The 21,450-nt window shown below is 37.4% G+C and carries 21 protein-coding genes; 20 read left to right on the forward strand and 1 reads right to left on the reverse strand.

What is annotated here, in order from left to right; translation table 11 throughout:
- The first annotated feature begins 54 nt into the window (after window positions 1-54).
- The 9 genes from purF to EJN90_RS12305 all read left to right on the forward strand — a co-directional run bounded on the left by purF (window position 55) and on the right by EJN90_RS12305 (window position 11,274).
- Window positions 55-1,536: an amidophosphoribosyltransferase gene (gene purF / locus EJN90_RS12265; protein WP_126112470.1), complete on the forward strand. Its 1,482-nt coding sequence runs from the start codon at window positions 55-57 to the stop codon at window positions 1,534-1,536.
- Window positions 1,529-2,584: a phosphoribosylformylglycinamidine cyclo-ligase gene (purM, locus tag EJN90_RS12270; RefSeq protein WP_126111664.1), complete on the forward strand. Its 1,056-nt coding sequence runs from the start codon at window positions 1,529-1,531 to the stop codon at window positions 2,582-2,584. The genes purF and purM overlap by 8 nt, the downstream gene beginning before the upstream one ends.
- Before the next feature lies 1 nt (window position 2,585).
- Window positions 2,586-3,164: a phosphoribosylglycinamide formyltransferase gene (gene purN / locus EJN90_RS12275; RefSeq protein ID WP_126111666.1), complete on the forward strand. Its 579-nt coding sequence runs from the start codon at window positions 2,586-2,588 to the stop codon at window positions 3,162-3,164.
- Window positions 3,161-4,741 (forward strand): bifunctional phosphoribosylaminoimidazolecarboxamide formyltransferase/IMP cyclohydrolase, encoded by a 1,581-nt coding sequence (gene purH, locus EJN90_RS12280; RefSeq protein ID WP_126111668.1) that lies wholly within the window; start codon window positions 3,161-3,163, stop codon window positions 4,739-4,741. The genes purN and purH overlap by 4 nt, the downstream gene beginning before the upstream one ends.
- 18 nt (window positions 4,742-4,759) lie before the next feature.
- Window positions 4,760-6,031 carry a phosphoribosylamine--glycine ligase gene (purD, locus tag EJN90_RS12285; protein ID WP_126111670.1) on the forward strand — a complete coding sequence of 424 codons (1,272 nt, stop codon included), beginning with the start codon at window positions 4,760-4,762 and terminating at the stop codon, window positions 6,029-6,031.
- Between the two features lie 128 nt (window positions 6,032-6,159).
- The gene (locus tag EJN90_RS12290; protein WP_126111672.1) at window positions 6,160-7,833 is read left to right on the forward strand and encodes a formate--tetrahydrofolate ligase; all 1,674 of its coding nucleotides are present in this window, start codon (window positions 6,160-6,162) and stop codon (window positions 7,831-7,833) included.
- Window positions 7,834-7,901: 68 nt separating this feature from the next.
- Window positions 7,902-9,794, forward strand: coding sequence for an ABC-F family ATP-binding cassette domain-containing protein (locus EJN90_RS12295; protein ID WP_126111674.1), 1,893 nt, complete (start codon window positions 7,902-7,904; stop codon window positions 9,792-9,794).
- 25 nt (window positions 9,795-9,819) lie between these two features.
- Complete coding sequence (locus tag EJN90_RS12300) at window positions 9,820-10,767, forward strand: thymidylate synthase (protein WP_126111676.1); 948 nt, start codon at window positions 9,820-9,822, stop codon at window positions 10,765-10,767.
- Window positions 10,768-10,782: 15 nt separating this feature from the next.
- On the forward strand, window positions 10,783-11,274 hold the full coding sequence (locus tag EJN90_RS12305) for a dihydrofolate reductase (RefSeq protein ID WP_126111678.1): 492 nt from the start codon (window positions 10,783-10,785) through the stop codon (window positions 11,272-11,274).
- Window positions 11,275-11,350: 76 nt separating this feature from the next.
- Here EJN90_RS12305 and trhA read toward each other — a convergent pair whose 3' ends face one another.
- Window positions 11,351-11,998 carry a PAQR family membrane homeostasis protein TrhA gene (trhA, locus tag EJN90_RS12310; protein WP_126111680.1) on the reverse strand — a complete coding sequence of 216 codons (648 nt, stop codon included), beginning with the start codon at window positions 11,996-11,998 and terminating at the stop codon, window positions 11,351-11,353.
- 157 nt (window positions 11,999-12,155) lie between these two features.
- Here trhA and EJN90_RS12315 point away from each other — a divergent pair, with 157 nt between their 5' ends.
- The 11 genes from EJN90_RS12315 (at window position 12,156) to topA (ending at window position 21,440) form a co-directional block, all read left to right on the forward strand.
- Entirely contained in the window at window positions 12,156-12,740 is a 585-nt protein-coding gene (locus tag EJN90_RS12315; RefSeq protein WP_126111682.1) for a DUF2140 family protein, read from the forward strand.
- 49 nt (window positions 12,741-12,789) lie between these two features.
- On the forward strand, window positions 12,790-13,053 hold the full coding sequence (locus EJN90_RS12320; protein WP_126111684.1) for a YozE family protein: 264 nt from the start codon (window positions 12,790-12,792) through the stop codon (window positions 13,051-13,053).
- Window positions 13,050-13,754 carry a purine-nucleoside phosphorylase gene (gene deoD / locus EJN90_RS12325; RefSeq protein ID WP_126111686.1) on the forward strand — a complete coding sequence of 235 codons (705 nt, stop codon included), beginning with the start codon at window positions 13,050-13,052 and terminating at the stop codon, window positions 13,752-13,754. The genes EJN90_RS12320 and deoD overlap by 4 nt, the downstream gene beginning before the upstream one ends.
- A 39-nt stretch (window positions 13,755-13,793) precedes the next feature.
- A complete protein-coding gene (locus EJN90_RS12330) occupies window positions 13,794-15,293 on the forward strand; it encodes a S41 family peptidase (RefSeq protein WP_126111688.1) in 1,500 nt (499 codons plus the stop codon).
- Window positions 15,294-15,836, forward strand: a complete 543-nt coding sequence (lepB, locus tag EJN90_RS12335; RefSeq protein ID WP_227872515.1) for a signal peptidase I — start codon at window positions 15,294-15,296, stop codon at window positions 15,834-15,836.
- A 41-nt stretch (window positions 15,837-15,877) separates the two neighbouring features.
- Entirely contained in the window at window positions 15,878-16,507 is a 630-nt protein-coding gene (lepB, locus tag EJN90_RS12340; protein WP_126111690.1) for a signal peptidase I, read from the forward strand.
- 61 nt (window positions 16,508-16,568) lie between these two features.
- Window positions 16,569-17,444 (forward strand): ribosome biogenesis GTPase YlqF, encoded by an 876-nt coding sequence (gene ylqF, locus EJN90_RS12345; protein WP_126111692.1) that lies wholly within the window; start codon window positions 16,569-16,571, stop codon window positions 17,442-17,444.
- The gene (locus tag EJN90_RS12350) at window positions 17,444-18,223 is read left to right on the forward strand and encodes a ribonuclease HII (protein WP_126111694.1); all 780 of its coding nucleotides are present in this window, start codon (window positions 17,444-17,446) and stop codon (window positions 18,221-18,223) included. Before ylqF ends, EJN90_RS12350 begins: the two co-directional genes overlap by 1 nt.
- Before the next feature lie 89 nt (window positions 18,224-18,312).
- Complete coding sequence (locus tag EJN90_RS13925) at window positions 18,313-18,486, forward strand: hypothetical protein (RefSeq protein WP_164544086.1); 174 nt, start codon at window positions 18,313-18,315, stop codon at window positions 18,484-18,486.
- Between the two features lie 47 nt (window positions 18,487-18,533).
- Complete coding sequence (gene dprA, locus EJN90_RS12355) at window positions 18,534-19,211, forward strand: DNA-processing protein DprA (RefSeq protein ID WP_126111696.1); 678 nt, start codon at window positions 18,534-18,536, stop codon at window positions 19,209-19,211.
- 165 nt (window positions 19,212-19,376) lie between these two features.
- Window positions 19,377-21,440, forward strand: coding sequence for a type I DNA topoisomerase (gene topA, locus EJN90_RS12360; protein WP_126111698.1), 2,064 nt, complete (start codon window positions 19,377-19,379; stop codon window positions 21,438-21,440).
- Window positions 21,441-21,450 lie beyond the last annotated feature (10 nt).

Here is a 21,450-nt window from a genome sequence, read left to right on the forward strand (position 1 = left end):
GAAATATTTCAAACTCCTAACTTTTATCGGGAAGGAAAAGAAGACCTTGTCAGTATGGAATGGGATGAGAAAACAGTACGCACATTGAATGAAGAGTGCGGGGTGTTTGGAGTATGGAATCACCCTCAGGCAAATCGTGTCGCCTTTTTCGGCTTACATGCTTTGCAGCATCGTGGACAAGCAGGAGCTGGAATCACTTGTGGTGATAAGAACGGATTACGAAATTTCCGTGGAATTGGTTTGCTAAGCCAAGTATTCGATAATCCAATCGATTTAGAGTCTTTGGAAGGCGATCGTTCAATCGGTCATGTACGTTATGCGACGAACGGAAGTCACGATAACTTAAATAACTTTCAACCTTTTTTATTTCATTTTTATGACCAAGACATAGCTTTAGCACACAACGGAAATATAACAAATGCTAAAAGTTTGCGGAAGGAATTAGAAGTAGCGGGAGCAGTTTTTAATTCCTCCTCTGATTCTGAGGTGCTTGTTCATCTAATCCGCCACAGTAAAGAGAAATCATTTTATGAAAAATTAGAAGACTCATTGCGAAAGATTCAAGGTGGATTTAATTATGTTGTCTTAACGAAAGAAGCGCTAATCGGAGCGGTTGACCCCAATAGCTTCCGTCCTTTAGTCATTGGGAAAATGAAGAACGGGGCTTATATATTGACCAGTGAAACTTGCGCCCTGCATGTAGTAGGTGCTGAGTTTGTTCAAAATATACATGCTGGTCATTATGCCATTATTAATGATGATGGCATTGATATTCGTCCCTACACAAATGAAACCATGGTTGCAATTGAAGCGATGGAATATATTTATTTTGCTCGGCCTGATTCAGATATAGCAAGTATTAACGTCCATAGTGCTCGTAAAGCAATGGGAAGACAACTCGCGATTGAAAAGCCATCTCCAGCAAGTGTTGATATGGTAATCGGTGTTCCCAATTCATCTTTATCTGCCGCAACTGGATATGCAGAACAGAGTGGTATTCCCTACGAAATGGGATTGGTAAAGAATCAATATGTGGCCCGTACTTTTATTGAACCGACGCAAGAACTGCGCGAGCAGGGAGTTAGAAAAAAATTATCTGCTGTTGTAGGAGTTGTAGAAGGGAAATCAATTGTATTGGTAGATGATTCTATTGTCAGAGGAACAACAATGAAACGTCTGATCCTTTTACTGAGAGAAGCGGGAGCGCGGGAAGTACACGTTCGTATTTCCAGCCCGCCTTTCCGCTTTCCAAACTACTATGGAATTGATATGAGCACGAGTTCTGAATTACTGGCTGCTAATTTTACTATTAAAGAAATGTGTACCTATCTTGGATCGGATAGTTTAGAGTTTTTATCCGTCGATGGTACGATTAAAAGTATTGGTGTAAATTTTGACGCGCCTCACAAAGGGTTATGTATCAGTGCATTTACAGGAGAATACCCGGCGCCGCTTGGAGATTACAAAACAGGATTAGAACTTCAATTAACAGATATTCAAAAAAGAATCTTGAGAGGAGAAAACGTTGATGAGTAATCGCAAACATTCAGCGTACGAAGCAGCGGGCGTTCAAATTGAAAAAGGATATGAAGCTGTTGAACGAATGAAAAAACATATTCAACGTACCGATCGTCCGGAGGTGCTGTCTCAATTAGGCGGATTCGGTGGTTTATTTGACTTGTCGAAACATGCTCGCTCCGGAACGCATCCCGTTCTAGTTTCTGGAACAGACGGAGTGGGAACAAAAATTGTTTTAGCACAACAGTCTCAAAAATTCGATACGATTGGCATTGACTGTGTAGCAATGTGCGTGAATGATGTTCTTGCTCAAGGAGCAGAACCGCTGTTTTTCTTAGATTATTTAGCTGTTGGCAAAAATGATCCAGAAACTATTGAGCAAATCGTTTCTGGTGTTGCTCAAGGATGTGTTGATGCTGGAGCAGCTCTTATAGGGGGCGAAACTGCCGAAATGCCTGATGTATATTCAGCAGAGGAATTCGATTTAGCAGGTTTTTGTGTTGGTATTGTGGACCGTGCGCAGTTACTTGATTCTCATAACATCGAAAAAGGCGACGTTCTTATAGGAATTCCAAGTTCGGGACTTCATTCAAATGGATTCTCTTTAGTCCGTAAAGTATTCTTTAAAGATCATGATTGGCCATTCGAAACAGTATTAGCCAATAAACGTACACTAATAGATGAATTATTAACTCCTACTCGAATTTATGTAAATGAACTACTGCCATTAATAAAAGCAGGTGCAGTAAAAGGCTTGGCTCATATTACGGGCGGAGGTTTTTATGAAAACTTACCGCGTATGTTCGACGAAACAAAACTGCAAGCTCAAGTGGATACAGACTCTTGGCATAAGCCTGAGATATTTGCTATGATTCAAGCACTTGGAGAAGTTGATGAGGAAGAAATGTATCATACTTTCAATATGGGAATCGGAATGGTAGCCGCAGTAGCTCCTGAGCAAGTAGAAAGTGTCCTAGACCATATTGCTGATGCAGTAGTGATCGGTTCAATTAATAACAAGACGACGGAACAATCCGTTATATTGAGTATAAAGGAGTCCAGATAAGATGAGACTAGCTTTATTCGCATCAGGAAATGGCTCCAACGTGGAATCAATTATTCAAGCTATAATAGAAGGCAGGATTGATGCATCCGTTGCGTGTGTTTTTTCTGACAATCCACATGCATACGTCATTGAGCGAGCAAAAAAATACGAAATTCCCTATTTTGTCTGTTCTCCGCGTCAGTGTGCAAGTAGAAATAAATGGGAAGAGCTAATTTTATCTTTTCTGGAGGAACAAAAAGTAGATTGGATTATCTTGGCAGGGTTTATGAGGATTATAAGCGAGCCGATATTAAAACGATATCCTCGACGCATTATAAATATTCATCCATCTTTATTGCCTGATTTTCCAGGAAAACAGAGTATAGTAGATGTATTTGAAGCAAAAGTAAAAGAAACGGGTGTTACGGTCCATTACGTGGATCGTGGGATTGATACAGGCCCGATTATCGCTCAAGAAAAGTTATCGATTGAGCGAAATTGGGATTTGCCAACACTCGAAAGAAAGATTCATCAAATAGAGCATCAACTCTATCCAAAAGTGATTCAAGAAGTCATTCAAAAGGAGCGATTCAATTCATGACAGACCGCTATGCATTAATTAGTGTATCCGATAAAACAGATATCGAAAAAGTTGCTGAAGCACTTATTCAGTCAGGCTTAACCTTGTTGAGTACTGGAGGGACCTTAAAGGCATTAGAAGAAGCAAATATCCCTGTTCTAGCAGTTGAAACTGTAACAGAATTTCCAGAAATGATGGATGGTCGAGTAAAGACCTTGCATCCTAAAATTCATGGCGGCTTGTTAGGTGTACGTAAAAATGAAGAGCACAAAAAAGCCATGAGCGATCATGGCATCGTCCCAATAGACGTAGTGGTAGTGAATTTATACCCATTCAAAGAAACCATTCAGCATCCCAATACAAGCTTGCTAGATGCGATTGAAAACATCGATATTGGTGGACCCAGCATGCTGCGAAGCGCTGCTAAAAACTATCAATCGGTTACAGTTGTGACAGATCCAAGAGATTACCCTCTGCTAATTGAACAATTAACAAATAACAATGAAACTACTTTGCAATTTAGACAATATCTTGCAAAAAAGGTTTTCCAGTTAACTGCTTATTACGATTCACTGATTGCAGAGTATTTAACACAACAGTTTGATAACATAGAGGCAGAAAAAAGTAATGATTGGCCGCATATCACACTTACTTATGAACATAGCCAAAGCTTGCGATATGGCGAAAACAGTCATCAAGCTGCTGATTTCTATACAAAGTTAGACGCACCAGAATATTCTTTAGCGAACGCTGTACAGCTTCATGGAAAAGAACTATCCTATAACAATATCAAAGATGCAAATGCAGCTTTACAAATCATTGGCGAGTTCCCTGAACCTTGTGCAGTTGCAGTAAAACATTTAAATCCCTGTGGTGTAGCAATCGGATCAACCATTGAACAAGCATTTAACCATTGTTTCGAAGCAGATCCTATCTCAATTTTTGGCGGCATCGTCGTTCTGAATCGACCGGTAACGCTCGCCCTAGCTGAAAAATTACATGATATTTTTCTTGAAATTGTTATTGCTCCATCATTTGAGGAAGATGCCTTTCAATTGCTTGCTAAGAAGAAAAATATCCGCTTAATGACTGTTCATTTCTCAGAAAAAGATAACCGACCTGAAATGGAGTATGCGTCTGTCTCGGGCGGATTACTGGTACAAAATGTTGATTGTTCTAGTGAATTAACAAATCCTTCAGAATGGGAAACGATGACAGAATTAGTTCCAACTGAGAAAGAAAAACAAGCACTGAGCTTTGGAATGCGCGTATGTAAGCATGTCAAAAGTAACGCCATTGTCATCAGCAATGAGTATCGTACATTAGGTATTGGTTCGGGACAAATGAATCGGGTAGGCGCTGCGAAAATTGCTTTGGAACAAGCAAAAAATGCAACAAAGGACATGAAAGATTCTTTATTGATCATGGCGAGTGATGCTTTCTTCCCGATGGATGATACAGTTAAATTGGCTCATGAATACGGTGTATCTTCTATTATACAACCAGCTGGTTCTTTAAAAGATAAAGATTCTATTGCTGCCTGCAATGAGCTGGGTATGAGCATGGTTAAAACAGGTATTCGTCACTTCAAACATTAATCGTAGGGGGAAGACAGCTTGATCACAACGCAAATTTTAATCATTGGTTCCGGTGGCAGAGAGCATGCTCTTGCGAAACAATACGCCGCTAGCGACCATGTAAGTCATGTATGGGTAGCTCCAGGAAATCCTGCTATGATACAACCAGAGCGGGATTCATCTGCAGCGATTGATTGTGTAGATATTGGAATAGAAGATTTTGAATCATTATGTGCTTTTGTGAAAGAGAACGAGATCCAGATAACTTTTGTAGGACCGGAAATCCCTTTAAACTCAGGAATCGTAGATAAATTTCGTAAAGAAGGATTAAAAATTATTGGTCCAACAAAACAAGCATCCCAATTAGAAGCTTCAAAAGGGTTTGCGAAAGGGATTATGAATCGAGCAGGTGTTCAAACAGCTGCTTATCAATCATTCGATCCTACTCAATTTCAAGAAGCTTCTCGTTATTTATCTGAGCACGCTTTACCAGTTGTTCTAAAAGAAGACGGTTTGGCACAAGGGAAAGGTGTTATAATAGCCACTACACGGGCAGAGGCAGAGCAGGCCTTAGAGAAACTGATGATTGAACAAGAGTCTTCCGTCATCATAGAAGAGTTTCTAACCGGTAAGGAATTCTCTTATTTCTGTCTGGTGAATGAAGAACATATTATTTCTATTGGGACTGCTTGTGATTACAAGAGAGCATTTGATAACGATGAAGGCTTAAACACGGGTGGAATGGGAGCATATGCGCCGGTTGACTGGGTAGATGAAAATCTCATCGACGAAATTCATACCACGATAATTCAGCCAGTCATACAGAAAATGATAGAAGAAAATACTCCTTTTACTGGTGTGCTGTATGCTGGGCTTATGCAGACCGAAAAAGGGCTCTATGTAATCGAATTTAATACACGTTTCGGAGATCCTGAGACACAAATTTTATTGCCTCTCCTTGAAACTGATTTTTATGAATTAACTCATGCTCATTTAGAAAAACAAGATATAAGTGTAAATCATTCTCTCGATTATGGTTTAGGAGTGGTTATCGCGGCAAACGGCTATCCAGAAAGTTACCAGATAGGCATGCCAATCAAATTATTAGATACTTGTCCTGTAGAGTCAATTTGTTTTTCTGGGGTGAAAAGAGAAGATTCTAAACAATTTGTTTCTGATGGCGGTCGCATATTAATGATGACAGCCAAAGGGCGCTCACTCTCTGATTGCCGGGACAGCGTTTATAAAATGATTGAAAAAGTAAGTATTCCCGATACATTTTATCGACGAGATATTGGTTTAACAGAATAAATTAAAAAGCAGGAAAAGGCTGCAAGAAAAAATAGATATATGATCTTATCGAAAAAGATACTATATCTATTTTTTTACGCGAAATATTTGGTAAAATAGATAAAACACTTGGAATGGGGTTGAATCGATTGAAAAATGATATTCAAATAGCACAAGAGAATGAAATGCTGCCAATTGTAAATGTAGCAGAAACATTGGGTCTTGTGGAGGATGATTTGAAGCAATATGGAAAGTACAAGGCAAAGCTGGATTGGAATAAAATTGATTCTTTAAAAAATGAATCAGATGGAAAATTAATTTTAGTTACTGCTATTAGCCCAACGCCAGCTGGTGAAGGAAAATCAACCATGACTGTTGGCTTGGGTGACGCCCTTTCAAAAATTGGTAAAAAAACAATGATTGCTTTAAGAGAACCATCGATGGGACCAACAATGGGTATGAAAGGTGGAGCCGCAGGCGGCGGATATGCACAAGTTCAACCTATGGAAGAAATCAATCTGCATTTTACTGGTGACATGCATGCCATTACGACAACCAATAATGCTCTTGCAGCGTTTATTGATAACCATATTCAACAAGGCAATGAATTAAATATCGATCCCCGTCGAATTACTTGGAAAAGAGTTTTAGATATTAATGACCGCGCATTACGAAATATTGTTATCGGCTTAGGAGGAGCGACAAATGGTGTTCCTCGAGAAGATGGATTCGATATAACGGTAGCGAGTGAAATTATGGCAATCTTATGCTTAGCAACCTCCTTAGAAAACTTGAAGAAACGATTAGGAGATATCGTAATTGGTTATAATATGAACCGCAAGCCGGTAACTGTTCGGGATCTTCAGATGGAAGGAGCACTGACGTTATTATTAAAAGACGCTCTGGAACCTAACTTGGTACAAACTTTGTATCACACTCCAGCATTTGTACATGGTGGTCCTTTTGCCAATATTGCTCATGGATGTAATAGCGTGATAGCTACTAAAACAGCTTTAAAATTAGCAGATTATGTAATAACGGAAGCTGGATTTGGTGCTGACTTAGGAGCAGAGAAATTTTTAGATATTAAAACACCGGTATTAGAAAAAACACCTGACGCTGTTGTGATGGTCGCAACTATTCGTTCGTTGAAAATGCATGGCGGAGCAGAGATGGCTAGTTTGAAAGAGGTGGAGGATGTAGAGGCAGTTAAAGCTGGTTTTGTTAACTTACAAAAACATATTGAAAATATGCAACGTTATGGAATTCCAGTTGTGGTCGGTATTAATCAGTTTGTTCACGATACGCCTGCTGAACTTACTGCTTTACAGAGGTTATGTGATGAAATAAATATTCCTTGTATACTAGCTTCTACTTGGGAGAATGGCCCTGATGGCGGAATAGAACTTGCGGAAGCAGTAGTCGATGCTTGTGAACAAAGCAATCAGTTTCAGCCACTTTATATCGCAGAAGATACCTCGATTCAAGAGAAAATTTCAAAGATTGTGAAAGAAATTTATGGCGGTTCGGACGTTCAATATACGAATAAAGCTCAAAATCAAATGAGACAGTTTGCTCGTAATGGCTGGGGGAATTTTCCTGTATGTATGGCAAAGACGCAATATTCTCTTTCAGATGATCCGAAAAAATTGGCTCGTCCAGAAGGTTTTACTATTACAATTCGGGAATTTGTGCCGAAAATCGGTGCTGGCTTTATCGTTGCATTAACCGGGGATATCCTAACGATGCCAGGCTTGCCTAAGAAACCAGCCGCTTTAAATATGGATGTTTTGGAAGATGGCACAGTTACCGGCTTATTCTAACCACAGCTATGTAGGAACTTATGCTATAATAGCTTAGAATGTAAATGGGAACTGAGGTTATAAGAAATATGAAAGATTTAAAAGCAATCGAAATATCCAAGACTTATGGAGTAAAACAATTATTCAACAACGTTTCTTTCACGATTAGAGAAGGAGAATATGTTGGTTTGATTGGACCTAATGGGAGCGGCAAGAGTTCTTTAATGGAAATTTTGGCAGGAAAAGATGTTGCCGATTCCGGTAGTGTTGATAAGCCAAATGACTTTCGAATTAGCTACCTGTCGCAAGAACCGGAGATGAAGGAAGAACATACGGTTTTTGAAGCAGTTTTTGAAGGAGATGCACCTATTGCACGGGTTGTACGAGACTATGAAAAGGCAGTTTCTTTATTGGCAGAAGATAGTATGAGTGCCCATCATCAAAAAGAATACGCGCGTGCAGAACAGGAAATGAATGCAAAGGATGCTTGGCAAGCTGAAGTTCAATTCAAAACGATTTTGAATAAATTAGGGATCCATGAATTGGATAAAAAAATTGGAGAGCTTTCTGGCGGACAGCGAAAGCGTGTTGGTCTTGCGCAAGTACTGATTCAAGCGCCTAATTTATTATTGTTGGATGAGCCTACTAACCACTTAGATGTTGAAGCAATTATCTGGTTAGAAAAATATTTGTCTCAATATAAAGGTTCTTTATTATTGATTACTCATGATCGTTATTTTCTAGAGCGAGTCACTAATCATATGTTGGAATTAAAAAATGGGAATATTGAAAGTTATTCCGGTAATTATGCTTCTTATTTAGAGCAAAAATCTGAACGCGAAGCGATTCAACAGCGGATGGATGAAAAACAAGCGAAATTATACAAAAATGAATTAGCCTGGATGAGAAAAGGTGCTAAAGCAAGAACGACAAAACAACAAGCTCGCATCCATCGCTTTGAAAATTTGGAACAAGATATAAAACAGAGCTCTGGAGATGAACCGCAGTTAGAGATTGCTTTAGAGGGTTCTCGTTTGGGTAAAAGAGTTTTTAATTTAGAAAATGTTACTCTCGAAATTGGTGGAAAAACAATTTTAGAACATTTTAACCATATCTTTCAATCGACCGATCGAATTGGAATTGTAGGAAAAAATGGCTCCGGCAAAACGACCTTATTAAAAATGCTTGCTGGAGATATACAGCCGAGCTCGGGTAATTTTATTATAGGGGAAACTGTTCGAATCGGTTATTATCGACAAATTATGGAACCTTTTCCAGAAGATAAACGTGTGATTAATTATTTACAAGAAATTGCAGAAGAAGCAAAAAGGAAAGATGGCATCACAGTAAGTGTGACTGAATTACTCGAAACATTTTTGTTTCCCCGTGAAATGCACGGCAGCCTGATTCGAACTCTTTCCGGCGGTGAGAAAAGACGTCTTTATTTATTAAAGATACTAATGAATCAACCGAATGTTCTGCTTTTCGATGAACCAACGAACGATTTGGATATTGATACGTTAACAGTTTTAGAAGATTTTTTAACAACTTTTCAAGGTGCTGTGTTGGTTGTCTCTCATGACCGCTATTTTCTGGATAAAGTTTCTCAGAAGTTACTGGTTTTAGATCATCCAAGTGGGCCAGCATTATATTATGGAAATATGAGTGATTATTTAGAAAGTGACTTATTAAAGAGTGAAGTATCTACATCAGTCAATAAAAAAGTCAGTTCTGAATATGTGCCGAAAGAAAAACAAGAAAAAACGAAGTTAACCTATTCTGAGCAAATTGAATGGAAGTCAATAGAGGAAGATATCATGTTGGTGGAAGAAGAAGTAGAACACCTAAAAAATGAAATGACAGAGCATACAAGTGATTATGCCAAGTTGGCTGAACTACAAGAAGAATTAGAGAAAACAGAAGAAAAACTAACGAATCACTGGAACCGTTATGAGTATTTAAGTCAATTTATTGATGAGTAATCGTGTAATCTTGAGGTGGGTAAAAATGACAAGACAGTATTTAGGTTTAGCACAAAAAATTCTTGATGAAGGCACTACAAAGGAAGATCGCACAGGGACAGGTACAAAAAGTATCTTTGGTTATCAAATGCGCTTCAATCTTCAAGAGGGGTTCCCTTTGTTGACAACGAAAAAAACAGCTTTTGGGTTGATTAAAAGTGAACTACTTTGGTTTTTAAAAGGCGATACAAATATACGCTATCTTTTAGAAAATAATAATCACATATGGGATGAATGGGCTTTTGGCCGATATATCAAATCAGAAGAATATTCCGGCCCTGATATGGCAGATTTTGGACGTCGGTCCCTTGAAGATGACGAATTTAATCTTCTTTATCAGGCAGAGATGGCAGAGTTCCAAAAGAATATTTTGGAAGATGAAGAATTTTCAAAAAAGTACGGAGAATTAGGGAATATTTACGGATCCCAATGGCGTAGCTGGAAAACGAGCCAAGGAGAAACGATCGATCAAATTAAAGACGTTATTGATATGATAAAAAATAATCCTGATTCGAGAAGAATGATTGTTTCTGCATGGAACCCGGAAGATGTTCCGAATATGGCGCTGCCTCCTTGTCATTCTTTATTCCAGTTTTACGTGTCCGATGGAAAATTAAGCTGTCAACTTTATCAAAGAAGCGCAGATGTATTTTTAGGTGTACCTTTTAATATTGCCAGCTACGCACTTCTCACTCATTTAATTGCAAATGAGACTGGGCTGGATGTTGGAGAATTTATCCATACGTTTGGAGATGCTCATCTCTATATGAATCACATGGATCAAGTAAAAGAACAACTAGCTAGAGAGCCCTATAAGCTTCCTGAATTAGTAATAAAACATCCTGAGAAATCTATTTTTGAAATGGAAAAAGAAGATATTGTGGTAAAGGGATATAAGAGTCATCCAAGAATAAAAGCTCCAATAGCTGTGTAGAAAGGGGTCACAATCATGTTTATTTTGATTTGGGCAGAAGATGAAACAGGTGCAATTGGAAAAGGCGGCGGCCTGCCATGGTCATTGCCAAATGATATGAAGTTCTTTAAAGATACTACAACGGAACATACCGTAGTAATGGGAAGAAAAACGTTTGAGAGTATGGGGAAAAGACCTCTGCCAAAACGTAATAATATCATACTTACGAGGCAAGAAGATTATCAAGCCGATCATGTGACGGTTGTTCATGATTTAAAAGAGCTAAAAAAACAGATTCCAAAGCGGGAAAATATCTATGTAATTGGCGGCAGCGAGATTTACCGTTTGTTTTTACCAATTGCAGATGTACTCTGGAGAACGAAAGTTTCTGGTAACTTTGATGGAGATACTTTTTTCCCAGAAGTAAATTGGCAAGAATGGCGATTAGCTGAAGAAAAAGAGGGAATTGTTGATGCGAAGAATCAACACAAACATGTTTTCCAAAAGTTTATTAAAATGAATGACTAGAAGCTCATTGTAAATCAATAAACAATAAAAAACGTAGAAAGCGCTGTGCTCTCTACGTTTTTTTGGTCTTGGGATTCTAGACATATAATAAAATCGCAAAATAATGGAATGCTGCGCCAGCTAACACAAACAAGTGCCAGATTACATGCATGATACCATATTTTTTATTCGCATAAAAAATGGTACCCAAGCTATAACTTAATCCGCCAAGGACAAGTAAAATCAATCCATTTGTTCCTAAGTGATTATACATGGGTCCAATCAAGAAAATTGCTAACCAACCCATTACTAAATAAAGAATAGTCGATATACCGTTAAATTTACCCACGAAAAATATTTTTAAAACTACCCCAACAATTGCAATGGACCAAATTGTGATGAAAAGGACTTTAGAAGGGTTTCCTTCCAGAGCGATTAAACAAAATGGAGTATAAGAACCAGCAATCAATAAATAAATGGCAGCATGGTCAATATAACGGAATATTTTGTAATATTTCGTAAAGCTAAAGCTGTGGTAAAGGGTAGAGGATAGAAATAAAAGAATCATTGAAATACCATAAATTAAATAGGCGGTAAAATGAACGGTATCGTTTGAATCCAATCCTTTCATAATCAGGAAAACGAGTGCGACAATGCTTAACAATGTTCCGATCCCATGGGTTACGGCATTCAATACTTCCATTAAAATACCCTTGGGCTTCTTTGTATCTAGTTCAGTTGTCATCTTGAACCTCCTTCAAATCTAACTATTTCGAGATAAACAAGTCATTCTAATGACAGTATAGCATAATTCATGATAAAATTAGGAAATATAGAGCACAAAGAAATTAAGAAAATGCAAAGGAAGATGGTCTTTGGAAAAACGATCGAGGGAAACACAAATGAAATGGAAGTGGGCTTTTTTTATTTTATTTATTTTCAATATTATCGTTGCCGTTAGTATTTATTTTGCTTTGTTTACACCAAGAAACCCAGTGGTCATGAATGAAGATCAGGCTCCTAGTAACCTTGGTGAGAATGTGAAAGCAATCATAACTTTGGAGAATAAAGATGTAGAAGCTTTATTACAAGAAGCTTTGATTGCAAACGAAACAGACACGATCAGGCAAATCAGAGTGGAAGAATCAATCTTTTTAGATGGAGAATTGAGTATTCTTGGAATGCCTGTATCCTATTCAATTGGAGCAGAACCATTCTTGGTTGAGGGTGGAGAATTGCAATTAAAAGTGAATGAGATCCAGTTAGGAAATCTATCTTTGCCAATTAAACAAACGATGAATATTATGCTGAATCAATTTAGCAACGAGTTACCAATTGAACTTGATACTGAAAATCAATTAATCACCGTTTTTCTTACAAAAATACCATTAGAAAATGTAGAAGAAATAAAATTACTTCAAATCGATAAAGAAGTACAAGAATATACATTTGAGGTAACTATCTCGAAAGAAAATTTGCTACAATAGAAGAAAGGTTTTTGCAAAAAATGTAGAAAGACTAAAAGAGGTGGAAGATTTGGACCAACAATTTTTTCAATTTGCGATGACTTTTCGTGATCCCTATAAAAAAGATGTTTTGACCGATTTTGCAAATCAATTGGAAGATGACTATGGGTTTCCCAGGGACCATTCTAATTACGCAGACTTGGCAGATTATTTAGAATTAAGCGGAGAATACGCTAGTTATATGGATACGTTTGATGAGATGTATCAGTTATTTCAAGAAAGAAAAGAACAAGCAAATAAAATAACGATGAAAAGCGAGGAAAATGAAGCATGAGTGTACATATTTCAGCTAAGCAAGGAGAAATTGCAGAAACAGTTTTATTACCAGGAGACCCTTTACGTGCAAAGTATATTGCGGAGACATACTTGGAAGATGTTGTTCAATATAATGAAGTACGGAATATGTTTGGGTATACAGGAACTTATAAGGGTAAACGAGTTTCTGTTCAAGGAACAGGAATGGGATTACCTTCGATCATGATTTATGCGACAGAGTTAATAACTGAATACGGAGTAAAGAATTTAATTCGTGTTGGATCTGCAGGAGCCATACAAGAAGATGTGCATATTAGGGACATTGTTTTGGCACAAGGAGCTACAACAGACTCGAGCGTTGTTCAAAATATATTTAAGAATCAAGTGAACTTTGCTCCCATTGCTAACTTTGATTTGCTTCATACTGCTTATGGCATTGCAAAGGAAAGAGATCTAACGGTTCACGTTGGAAATGTCCTTTCTTCTGACCGCTTCTATAATGAAGAGCTGGATAAAAAGAAATTAGCAGATTACGGTGTTTTAGCTGTTGAGATGGAAGCGGCTGGTCTTTATATGCTTGGTGCGCAACATAAGGTAAATACATTAGCGATTTTAACAATTAGTGATCATATTTTGACTGGAGAAGAAACAACTTCGGAAGAAAGAGAAAAAACATTTGACGACATGATGTTAGTTGCGCTTGATAGCGTGCTAGAATAATCACTATAATAAAGTATCACTGGAGGTGACCCTTGCAATATGAAAAAAGATAGTCAACAGAAGGATTTTAATAAAACAAAGAAAAGAAGAAGAGGGGTTAAACTTCCTGTTTATTTTATTTCTATGTTCTTAGTTGCATTGATTGCAATCGGAACAACTTGGTTCTTTTTAGATAATAAAGAATCGGAAGAAAGCCCTTTTTATCCCTTAACAAGTAGTCAAGTAAGTAACATATCGGGTATTCAAGGTTCTAAAAATCTACAAGCAGTTTATGAATTAATCATGGAGAACTATATTGATGAGGTTGACGGTGAAACTCTTGTGTCAGGCGCCCTTCAAGGGATGGTAAATGCCATTGAAGACCCTTATAGTCAGTATTTAAATATTGATGAAAGTGATTCGTTAGATGAAACGATATCAGCATCCTTCGAAGGGATCGGTGCTGAAATCATGAGCTTGAACGACCAGATTGTGATTGTATCTCCTATTAAAGGCTCTCCAGCTGAAGAAGCTGGTTTGCTTCCGAATGATATTGTACTAAGTGCTGATGGAACTTCGTTAAGCGGCATGACTACTACGGAAGCAGTCAGTTTGATTCGTGGAGAAAAAGGAACTCCTGTCCAATTGGAAGTTCAAAGAGGCAGTCAGACATTTACAGTAGATATCATCCGGGACACGATTCCGATTGAGACGGTTGCATATGAAATGGATGAGAATCAATCAGATGTCGGAATTATCAGTGTTTTCAGTTTTGCACGCCCTACTTATGATGAAATTGTAACAGCTGTGACGAATTTAAGAGAAGAAGGAGCAAAGAAATTTGTATTCGACTTCCGACAAAATCCAGGCGGCCTGCTTGATCAAGCGATTAAAATTGCAAACATGTTTGTAGAAGACGGAGAAATACTTGTTCAGACGGAAGAACGAGGTTCAAAAGCGCAACCGATACTAGCGAATGACAAAGAATATGGTTCATTCCAAATTACTGAACCAACAGTGATGTTAATTGATGAAGGAAGCGCAAGTGCTTCAGAAATCCTTGCAGGAGTATTACAAGAAGCAGCAGGAGTTCCATTAGTTGGAACTACTACATTTGGTAAAGGTACTGTACAATCGATTTATCCATTGAGTGAAGATAATGAGTTAAAATTAACTGTGGCAAAATGGTTAACTCCCAATGGTAATTGGATCCATGACAAAGGTATCGCACCAGATTATGAAGTTGAATTACCGGAATATGCCTTTTTAACACTCATTGATTTTACAGCTGACTATGGATTAGGAAAAGTTTCCGAAGCTGTATTAAATGTAGAGAAAATGCTTGGAGCTGTTGGATTTGAAGTGACAGCTGATGGATATTTTGATGAGGAAACGATGACAGCCATTCAAAATTTCCAAATGAGCCAAGAGTTAGAGGTTACAGGAGAATTAAATGAAGAAACTGGGGCAAGATTAGTAGAACGTTTAAGAGAAGTTATTGCTCAAAATGATACTCAAAAAGAAAAAGCAATTGAAGTATTAGGGGACATGAATGAATAGATGGAAATTGAATCTTCAAAATCAAAAAAATTAACCGAACTCGGCAAAGTATTTTTAATGGCGTTAGGAATTGCTCTATTCATTCGTTATTTCTTATTTATTCCTGTTAAAATTGAAGGAAGATCCATGTTTCCTACATTAGAGCCAAATAGCTATATAGTCTATGAACCCTATACAAAATTGGAACGATTTGATATTATTTTGTTTCACGATGAACAAGGAGAAGCCTTTGTAAAAAGAGTCATTGCCTTGCCGGGGGAGTCGCTTAGTTATTTAAACGATCAACTTTATATTAATGGAGAGCATATTGAAGAGTCCTTTCTAGTAAAAGGTAAAAATAATAATCAAGTCAACACGCCAGATTTTACATTAGATTCAATGACAGGCGTTGAAGTTGTGCCAGAAGGAAGTTACTACGTTTTAGGAGATAATCGACCACGCAGTAAGGATAGCAGAATGTTTGGATTTGTTTCTGAAATGGCCGTTGAAGGAAAAGTAAGATTTGTTATTTTTCCTTTTAATGAGATTTCCATTCTTCCTTAGCATTCTTTTTAGAGGAAGTGAGAGAAAAGGAGCTATTAATTATGAATACAGAACAAGAAGAGTCATGGAAAGATAATCAATCGAAAAATAACAAAGCTAGTAATAGTTTTTTTAAAGAACTGTTGAATATATTATTTTCAGTGGTTGTTGCCTATCTTTTATTTCTGCTAATACGTGCGTATTTATTCTTTCCATTTCAAGTAGTCGGACCCTCTATGTACCCAACGCTGCAAGACGGAGACCGCTTAATCCTTAACCGTCTGGGGCAACTGGATCGTTTTGACGTCGTTGTTTTTCCTGCTCCTGACGCAGAAAGTTCTGAAAACAATGAAGAGTATGTCAAACGAATCATTGGTGTACCAGGAGATGAAATTTCTTATCAGGATGATGAGTTGTATATTGACGGTGAAGTAGTAGAGGAAAAATATTTAGAAACATTAAAAGAAGATCAAGAAAACAGTCTGCTTACTCCCGACTTTACCTTATTAGATGTCCCTGGAAGCGAGAGTCTCGTGGTTCCTGAAGGAATGTACCTTGTGTTAGGAGACAATCGTGAAGTATCTAAAGATAGTCGGATGTTTGGGCTTGTTCCAGAAGAAGTGATAGAAGGAACAACAAGTTTGCGAATTTGGCCATTAAACAGAATTGGCTTTCTTGAGAAGAATGAATAAAGAGTGCATTGGGCTGGGAGGACTCCCGGCCCATTGATGTGTTATAAGGAGGTAATAGAGTATGGTTATTCAATGGTTCCCTGGTCATATGGCCAAAGCGAAAAGAGAAGCAATTGAAAACAGAAAAATGGTAGATATCGTTATTGAATTGGTAGATGCTCGTATACCTGAATCAAGTTCGAATCCTTTAATGGATGAGATTGTAGGAAATAAGCCAAGATTAATTATTTTGAATAAAGCTGATTTAGCCGATCGAAACAAGACAGAGAAATGGTTGCAATATTATAATAGGAACACTGAAAATCAAAAAGCTATCGCGATTAATGTATTTAACCAAACAGATATCAATTACACCAAAAAAGTACTGCAGGGAATGATGTCAGACAAAGCAGCAAAGTGGAAAGAGAAAGGCATGAAACCAAGAGCTACTCGTTTAATGGTTTTAGGGATACCAAATGTGGGTAAATCGACCTTCATTAATCAAATGATTAGGAAGAATCGCGCAAAAACAGCAAATAAGCCAGGAGTAACGAAGCAGCAACAATGGCTGAAAATTAGCAATGAATTTGAACTGCTAGATACACCGGGAATTTTATGGCATAAATTTGAAGATCCTCAAACGGGCATTCATTTAGCTTTGACAGGCGCAATAAAGGATACACTTTTTCACAAAGATGACATAGCTTTATACGCATTAAAATTCTTTCTTTCTAATTACCCGGGCAGATTGCAGTCATATTATCATCTAAACGAAGATATTTCAGAAGAAAACTTGCCGGATTTATTAATGGAGTTGACGAAAAAGTTAAATTTTGGAGACGATTATGACCGTGCCAGCGAAAAATTGATCTTTGATATTCGTGATGGAAAACTTGGTACATTTACCTTAGATGAAATACCTCATACTCCTGTAAGTGACGAAAAGGAGTTTAACTGATGGAAAAAAAACCGACGATAAGTGATGTGAAGAAGCAACTTTCAAAGATTAATCAAATAGACGATCCTTTGCTGGAAGAGTTAGCAAACGACACCCGCAAAGGCGTCCAGCTTGCTTTAAAAAAATGGCAAAGTAATTATGATAAACAGCTATTATTGCAGGAACATAAAAAAACGATGCTGATTCCAGAAAGACAACTAAAGGAAGAAGGCTATCGATTTATTGCAGGTGTCGATGAAGTGGGCAGGGGTCCTTTAGCTGGACCCATTGTAGCCGCAGCAGTCATCTTACCAGAAGATATCCCCGCATTGCCGATCAATGATTCAAAAAAATTATCAGCTTCGCTTCGTGAAGAGTTATCCGAGCTAATTTTTGGATGTGCTCAAGTTGGGATTGGAATTGTTGAAAATGATTTAATTGATTCCATTAACATCTATGAAGCAACAAAGGTAGCAATGGAAAAAGCAATCCACGCACTTCCCATTCAGCCAGATGCTCTACTAATCGATGCAATGAAATTAAAGACAACTACTAAGCAGGTATCCTTGATAAAAGGGGATGCTCATTCCTACTCTATTGCAGCTGCCAGCATTGTTGCCAAAGTATATCGAGATACCCTCATGAAAGATTATGCAGAGATTTATCCTCATTATGGATTCGAAAGTAACGCAGGTTACGGTACAAAAATCCACTTAGAAGGCTTAAAAGAATTTGGAACGACTCCCATTCACCGTAAAAGCTTTGAACCGATAAAAACGATGGTGAGAGAAAATCGTTAGTTTTTATTCAGCTGACAAACAAGTGATTGATTAAAATAACAGAAACAACTCCTTTTTCTCTATTTATATAGAGAAGGGAGTTTTTTTATATGGAAAATAAAGAAATAAGAGAGAAATTGATTGGTTTAGCAGTTATGAATATATTTAACTCAAAACAATTGTCTGCAATCGCAAATGAACTGATTACAGATTCGCCTTTATCATTGGAAGAGATTATTTGGTTCAGAAATGTTATAAAAAAGAAGCAAATATTCGGCAATTAAAAGAAAAGATAGCAATTTTCGATAAAGAAAAAAACAGAGAGGATCTGATGAAAAAATATCAAGAAGCAGATATTCATTTTTGCACGATTGTTGATGAGGATTATCCTCTTTCGTTAAAAGAAACTTATTTACCACCAGCTGTTCTATTCTACCAAGGGAACTGGAAGCTTACTAAAAGACGTCGACTCGGAATTGTAGGTAGCCGAAAATCAACGGAATATGGTGAACGCGTTTTAACAAAAATAATGCCACCATTAGTCCAGAGAAATGTAACGACGATTAGCGGATTAGCAGCCGGGATTGACCAACAAGTCCATTCTCAAACGATGCGTCTTGGTGGAGATACCATTGCTGTGATTGGGACTGGAATTGATCAACATTACCCAAAGAATCATATTTATTTGCAACAAAAAATTGGAAGAGAGCAATTGCTGATCAGTGAATATCCCTTAGGAGTGCCACCTGCGAAATATCATTTTCCAATGCGTAATCGTATTATTGCTGGTCTCAGTCATGGTACATTAGTCATTGAAGCACAAGAACGATCAGGAAGTCTCATTACAGCAAATCTTGCTCTTCAAGAAAATCGAGAAGTCTTTGCTGTTCCAGGCAGTATTCTATCTTCTGGAAGTAAAGGAACCAATCAATTAATTCAGGCTGGAGCAAAATTAGTATTAGATGTAGAAGATATTTTTGATGAACTGAGAGAGTTGTGGTTGTTGTGAAGCCTAAATAAAGATAATAGACAGAAAACTTTCCGGATTTTGAAAATATTTTTTCATTTATCGAAAATTAAATTTGACAAATCACTACTTAGTAGCATAAGATGATTTACGATTTTAGTTCGATGGATTTAAATCGAATAAACTAAGAAAGAAAGGGGTTTTCCTTTGGCATATAAATACTTGGTGATTGTAGAATCCCCAACCAAAGCAAAAACAATCGAAAAATATCTTGGACGCAATTATAAGGTGGTTGCAAGCAAAGGGCACCTCCGTGATTTGCCGAAAAGTCGTATGGGCGTTGATACTGAAAATAATTATCAACCTGATTATATTTCCATACGTGGAAAAGGACCAATCATTAAAGAACTAAAAAAATATGCTAAAAGTGCTGAAAAAATCTTTCTTGCATCTGACCCGGATAGAGAAGGGGAAGCAATTGCATGGCATTTGGCATTTTTACTTGGTCTTAATCCAGAAGATAATATCCGTGTAGTTTATAATGAGGTAACAAAAACAGCTGTAAAAGAAGCAATTAAAAATCCACGTCCTATTAATATGGATTTAGTAGATTCTCAACAGGCAAGACGTATTTTAGATCGCTTAGTTGGTTATTCAATCTCTCCTTTATTATGGAAGAAAGTGAAAAAAGGTTTAAGTGCAGGACGTGTCCAATCTGTAGCCTTAAAGTTGATTATTAAACGTGAAGAAGAAATAAATAATTTTAAGCCAGTTGAATCATGGTCGTTAGATGGAACGTTCCAAAAAGATAGAAGTATTTTTGAAGCATCTTTCTATGGAAGAAATAAGAAAAAATTAGTTTTAAATAATGAATCAGAAGCAAATGAAATTTTAGAACAATTAAAAGATAACGAATTTTTAGTCGATGATGTTGTTAAAAAACAACAAAAAAGAAACCCATCAGCCCCTTTTACTACATCCAGTTTGCAGCAAGAGGCAGGAAATAAATTAAATTTTCGTACTCGAAAAACAATGATGGTCGCTCAACAATTGTATGAAGGGATTTCTCTTGGAAGAGAAGGTTCTGTAGGTTTAATTACTTATATGCGTACCGACTCCACACGTATAGCAGAGAGTGCTGTAAATGAGACCCATGAATTTATTGTTGATCAATACGGTAATGAATATGCAAGGAACAAACCACGTAATGATAAAGCAAGTGGCTCTTCACAAGATGCCCATGAGGCAATTCGACCGTCTAGTGTCTTACGTAAACCCGAGGATATTGAACAATACTTGTCAAAAGATCAATTTAAGTTGTATCAGCTCATTTGGTCTCGCTTTGTAGCAAGTCAAATGACTCCAGCTGTTTTTGATACAATGAGAGTGGATTTGACCAATGGAGATATTATTTTCCGTGCAAATGGATCAAAGGAAAAGTTTCCTGGTTATCGTAAGGTTTATGTTGATTCAAAGAAAAAAGATAATATGTTGCCGGATCTTGAAGTTGGCGATAAAGTGTTTTCTAAAGATATTATTCCTAACCAACACTTTACTCAACCGCCAGCACGCTACTCTGAAGCGACGCTTATTCGTGCATTGGAAGAAAATGGCGTGGGAAGACCTTCTACCTATTCACCGACGATCGAAACTATTCAAAGACGTTATTATGTAAAATTAAATGCTAAACGTTTCGAACCAACAGAATTAGGAACCATTGTTCATCATGTCGTCGAAGAGTATTTCCCGGATATCGTCGATGTGTCATTTACAGCGGGTATGGAAGAAGACTTGGACCGAGTAGAAGAAGGACAAATTGAATGGGTAAAAGTGATTGACCAATTTTTCCAACCGTTCAGTGAAGAAGTTGGAAAAGCTGAAGTAGAAATGGAAAAAATAGAAATAAAAGACGAGCCAGCTGGTTTTGATTGTGAATTATGTGGCCATCCTATGGTTATCAAAATTGGTAAATTTGGAAAATTCTATGCATGCAGTAACTTTCCTGAGTGCCGAAATACAAAACCGATTGTTAAAAAAATCAACGTTACTTGTCCGCTTTGCAAAAAAGGCGAAGTAATCGAGAGAAAATCAAAAAAGAAACGTATTTTTTATGGATGTGACCGTTATCCGGAATGTGAATTTGTCTCTTGGGATAAACCGATCGGTAGAGATTGCCCTAAATGCGAGCATTTCCTAGTTCAGAAAAAAGTACGAGGCGGCATGCAAGTAAAGTGTAGTCATTGTGATTATGAAGAAGAAGTACAAAAGTAACTACGGCAAG

Origin of the sequence: Jeotgalibaca ciconiae (genome assembly GCF_003955755.1) — a bacterium.
Lineage (GTDB): Bacteria > Bacillota > Bacilli > Lactobacillales > Aerococcaceae > Jeotgalibaca > Jeotgalibaca ciconiae.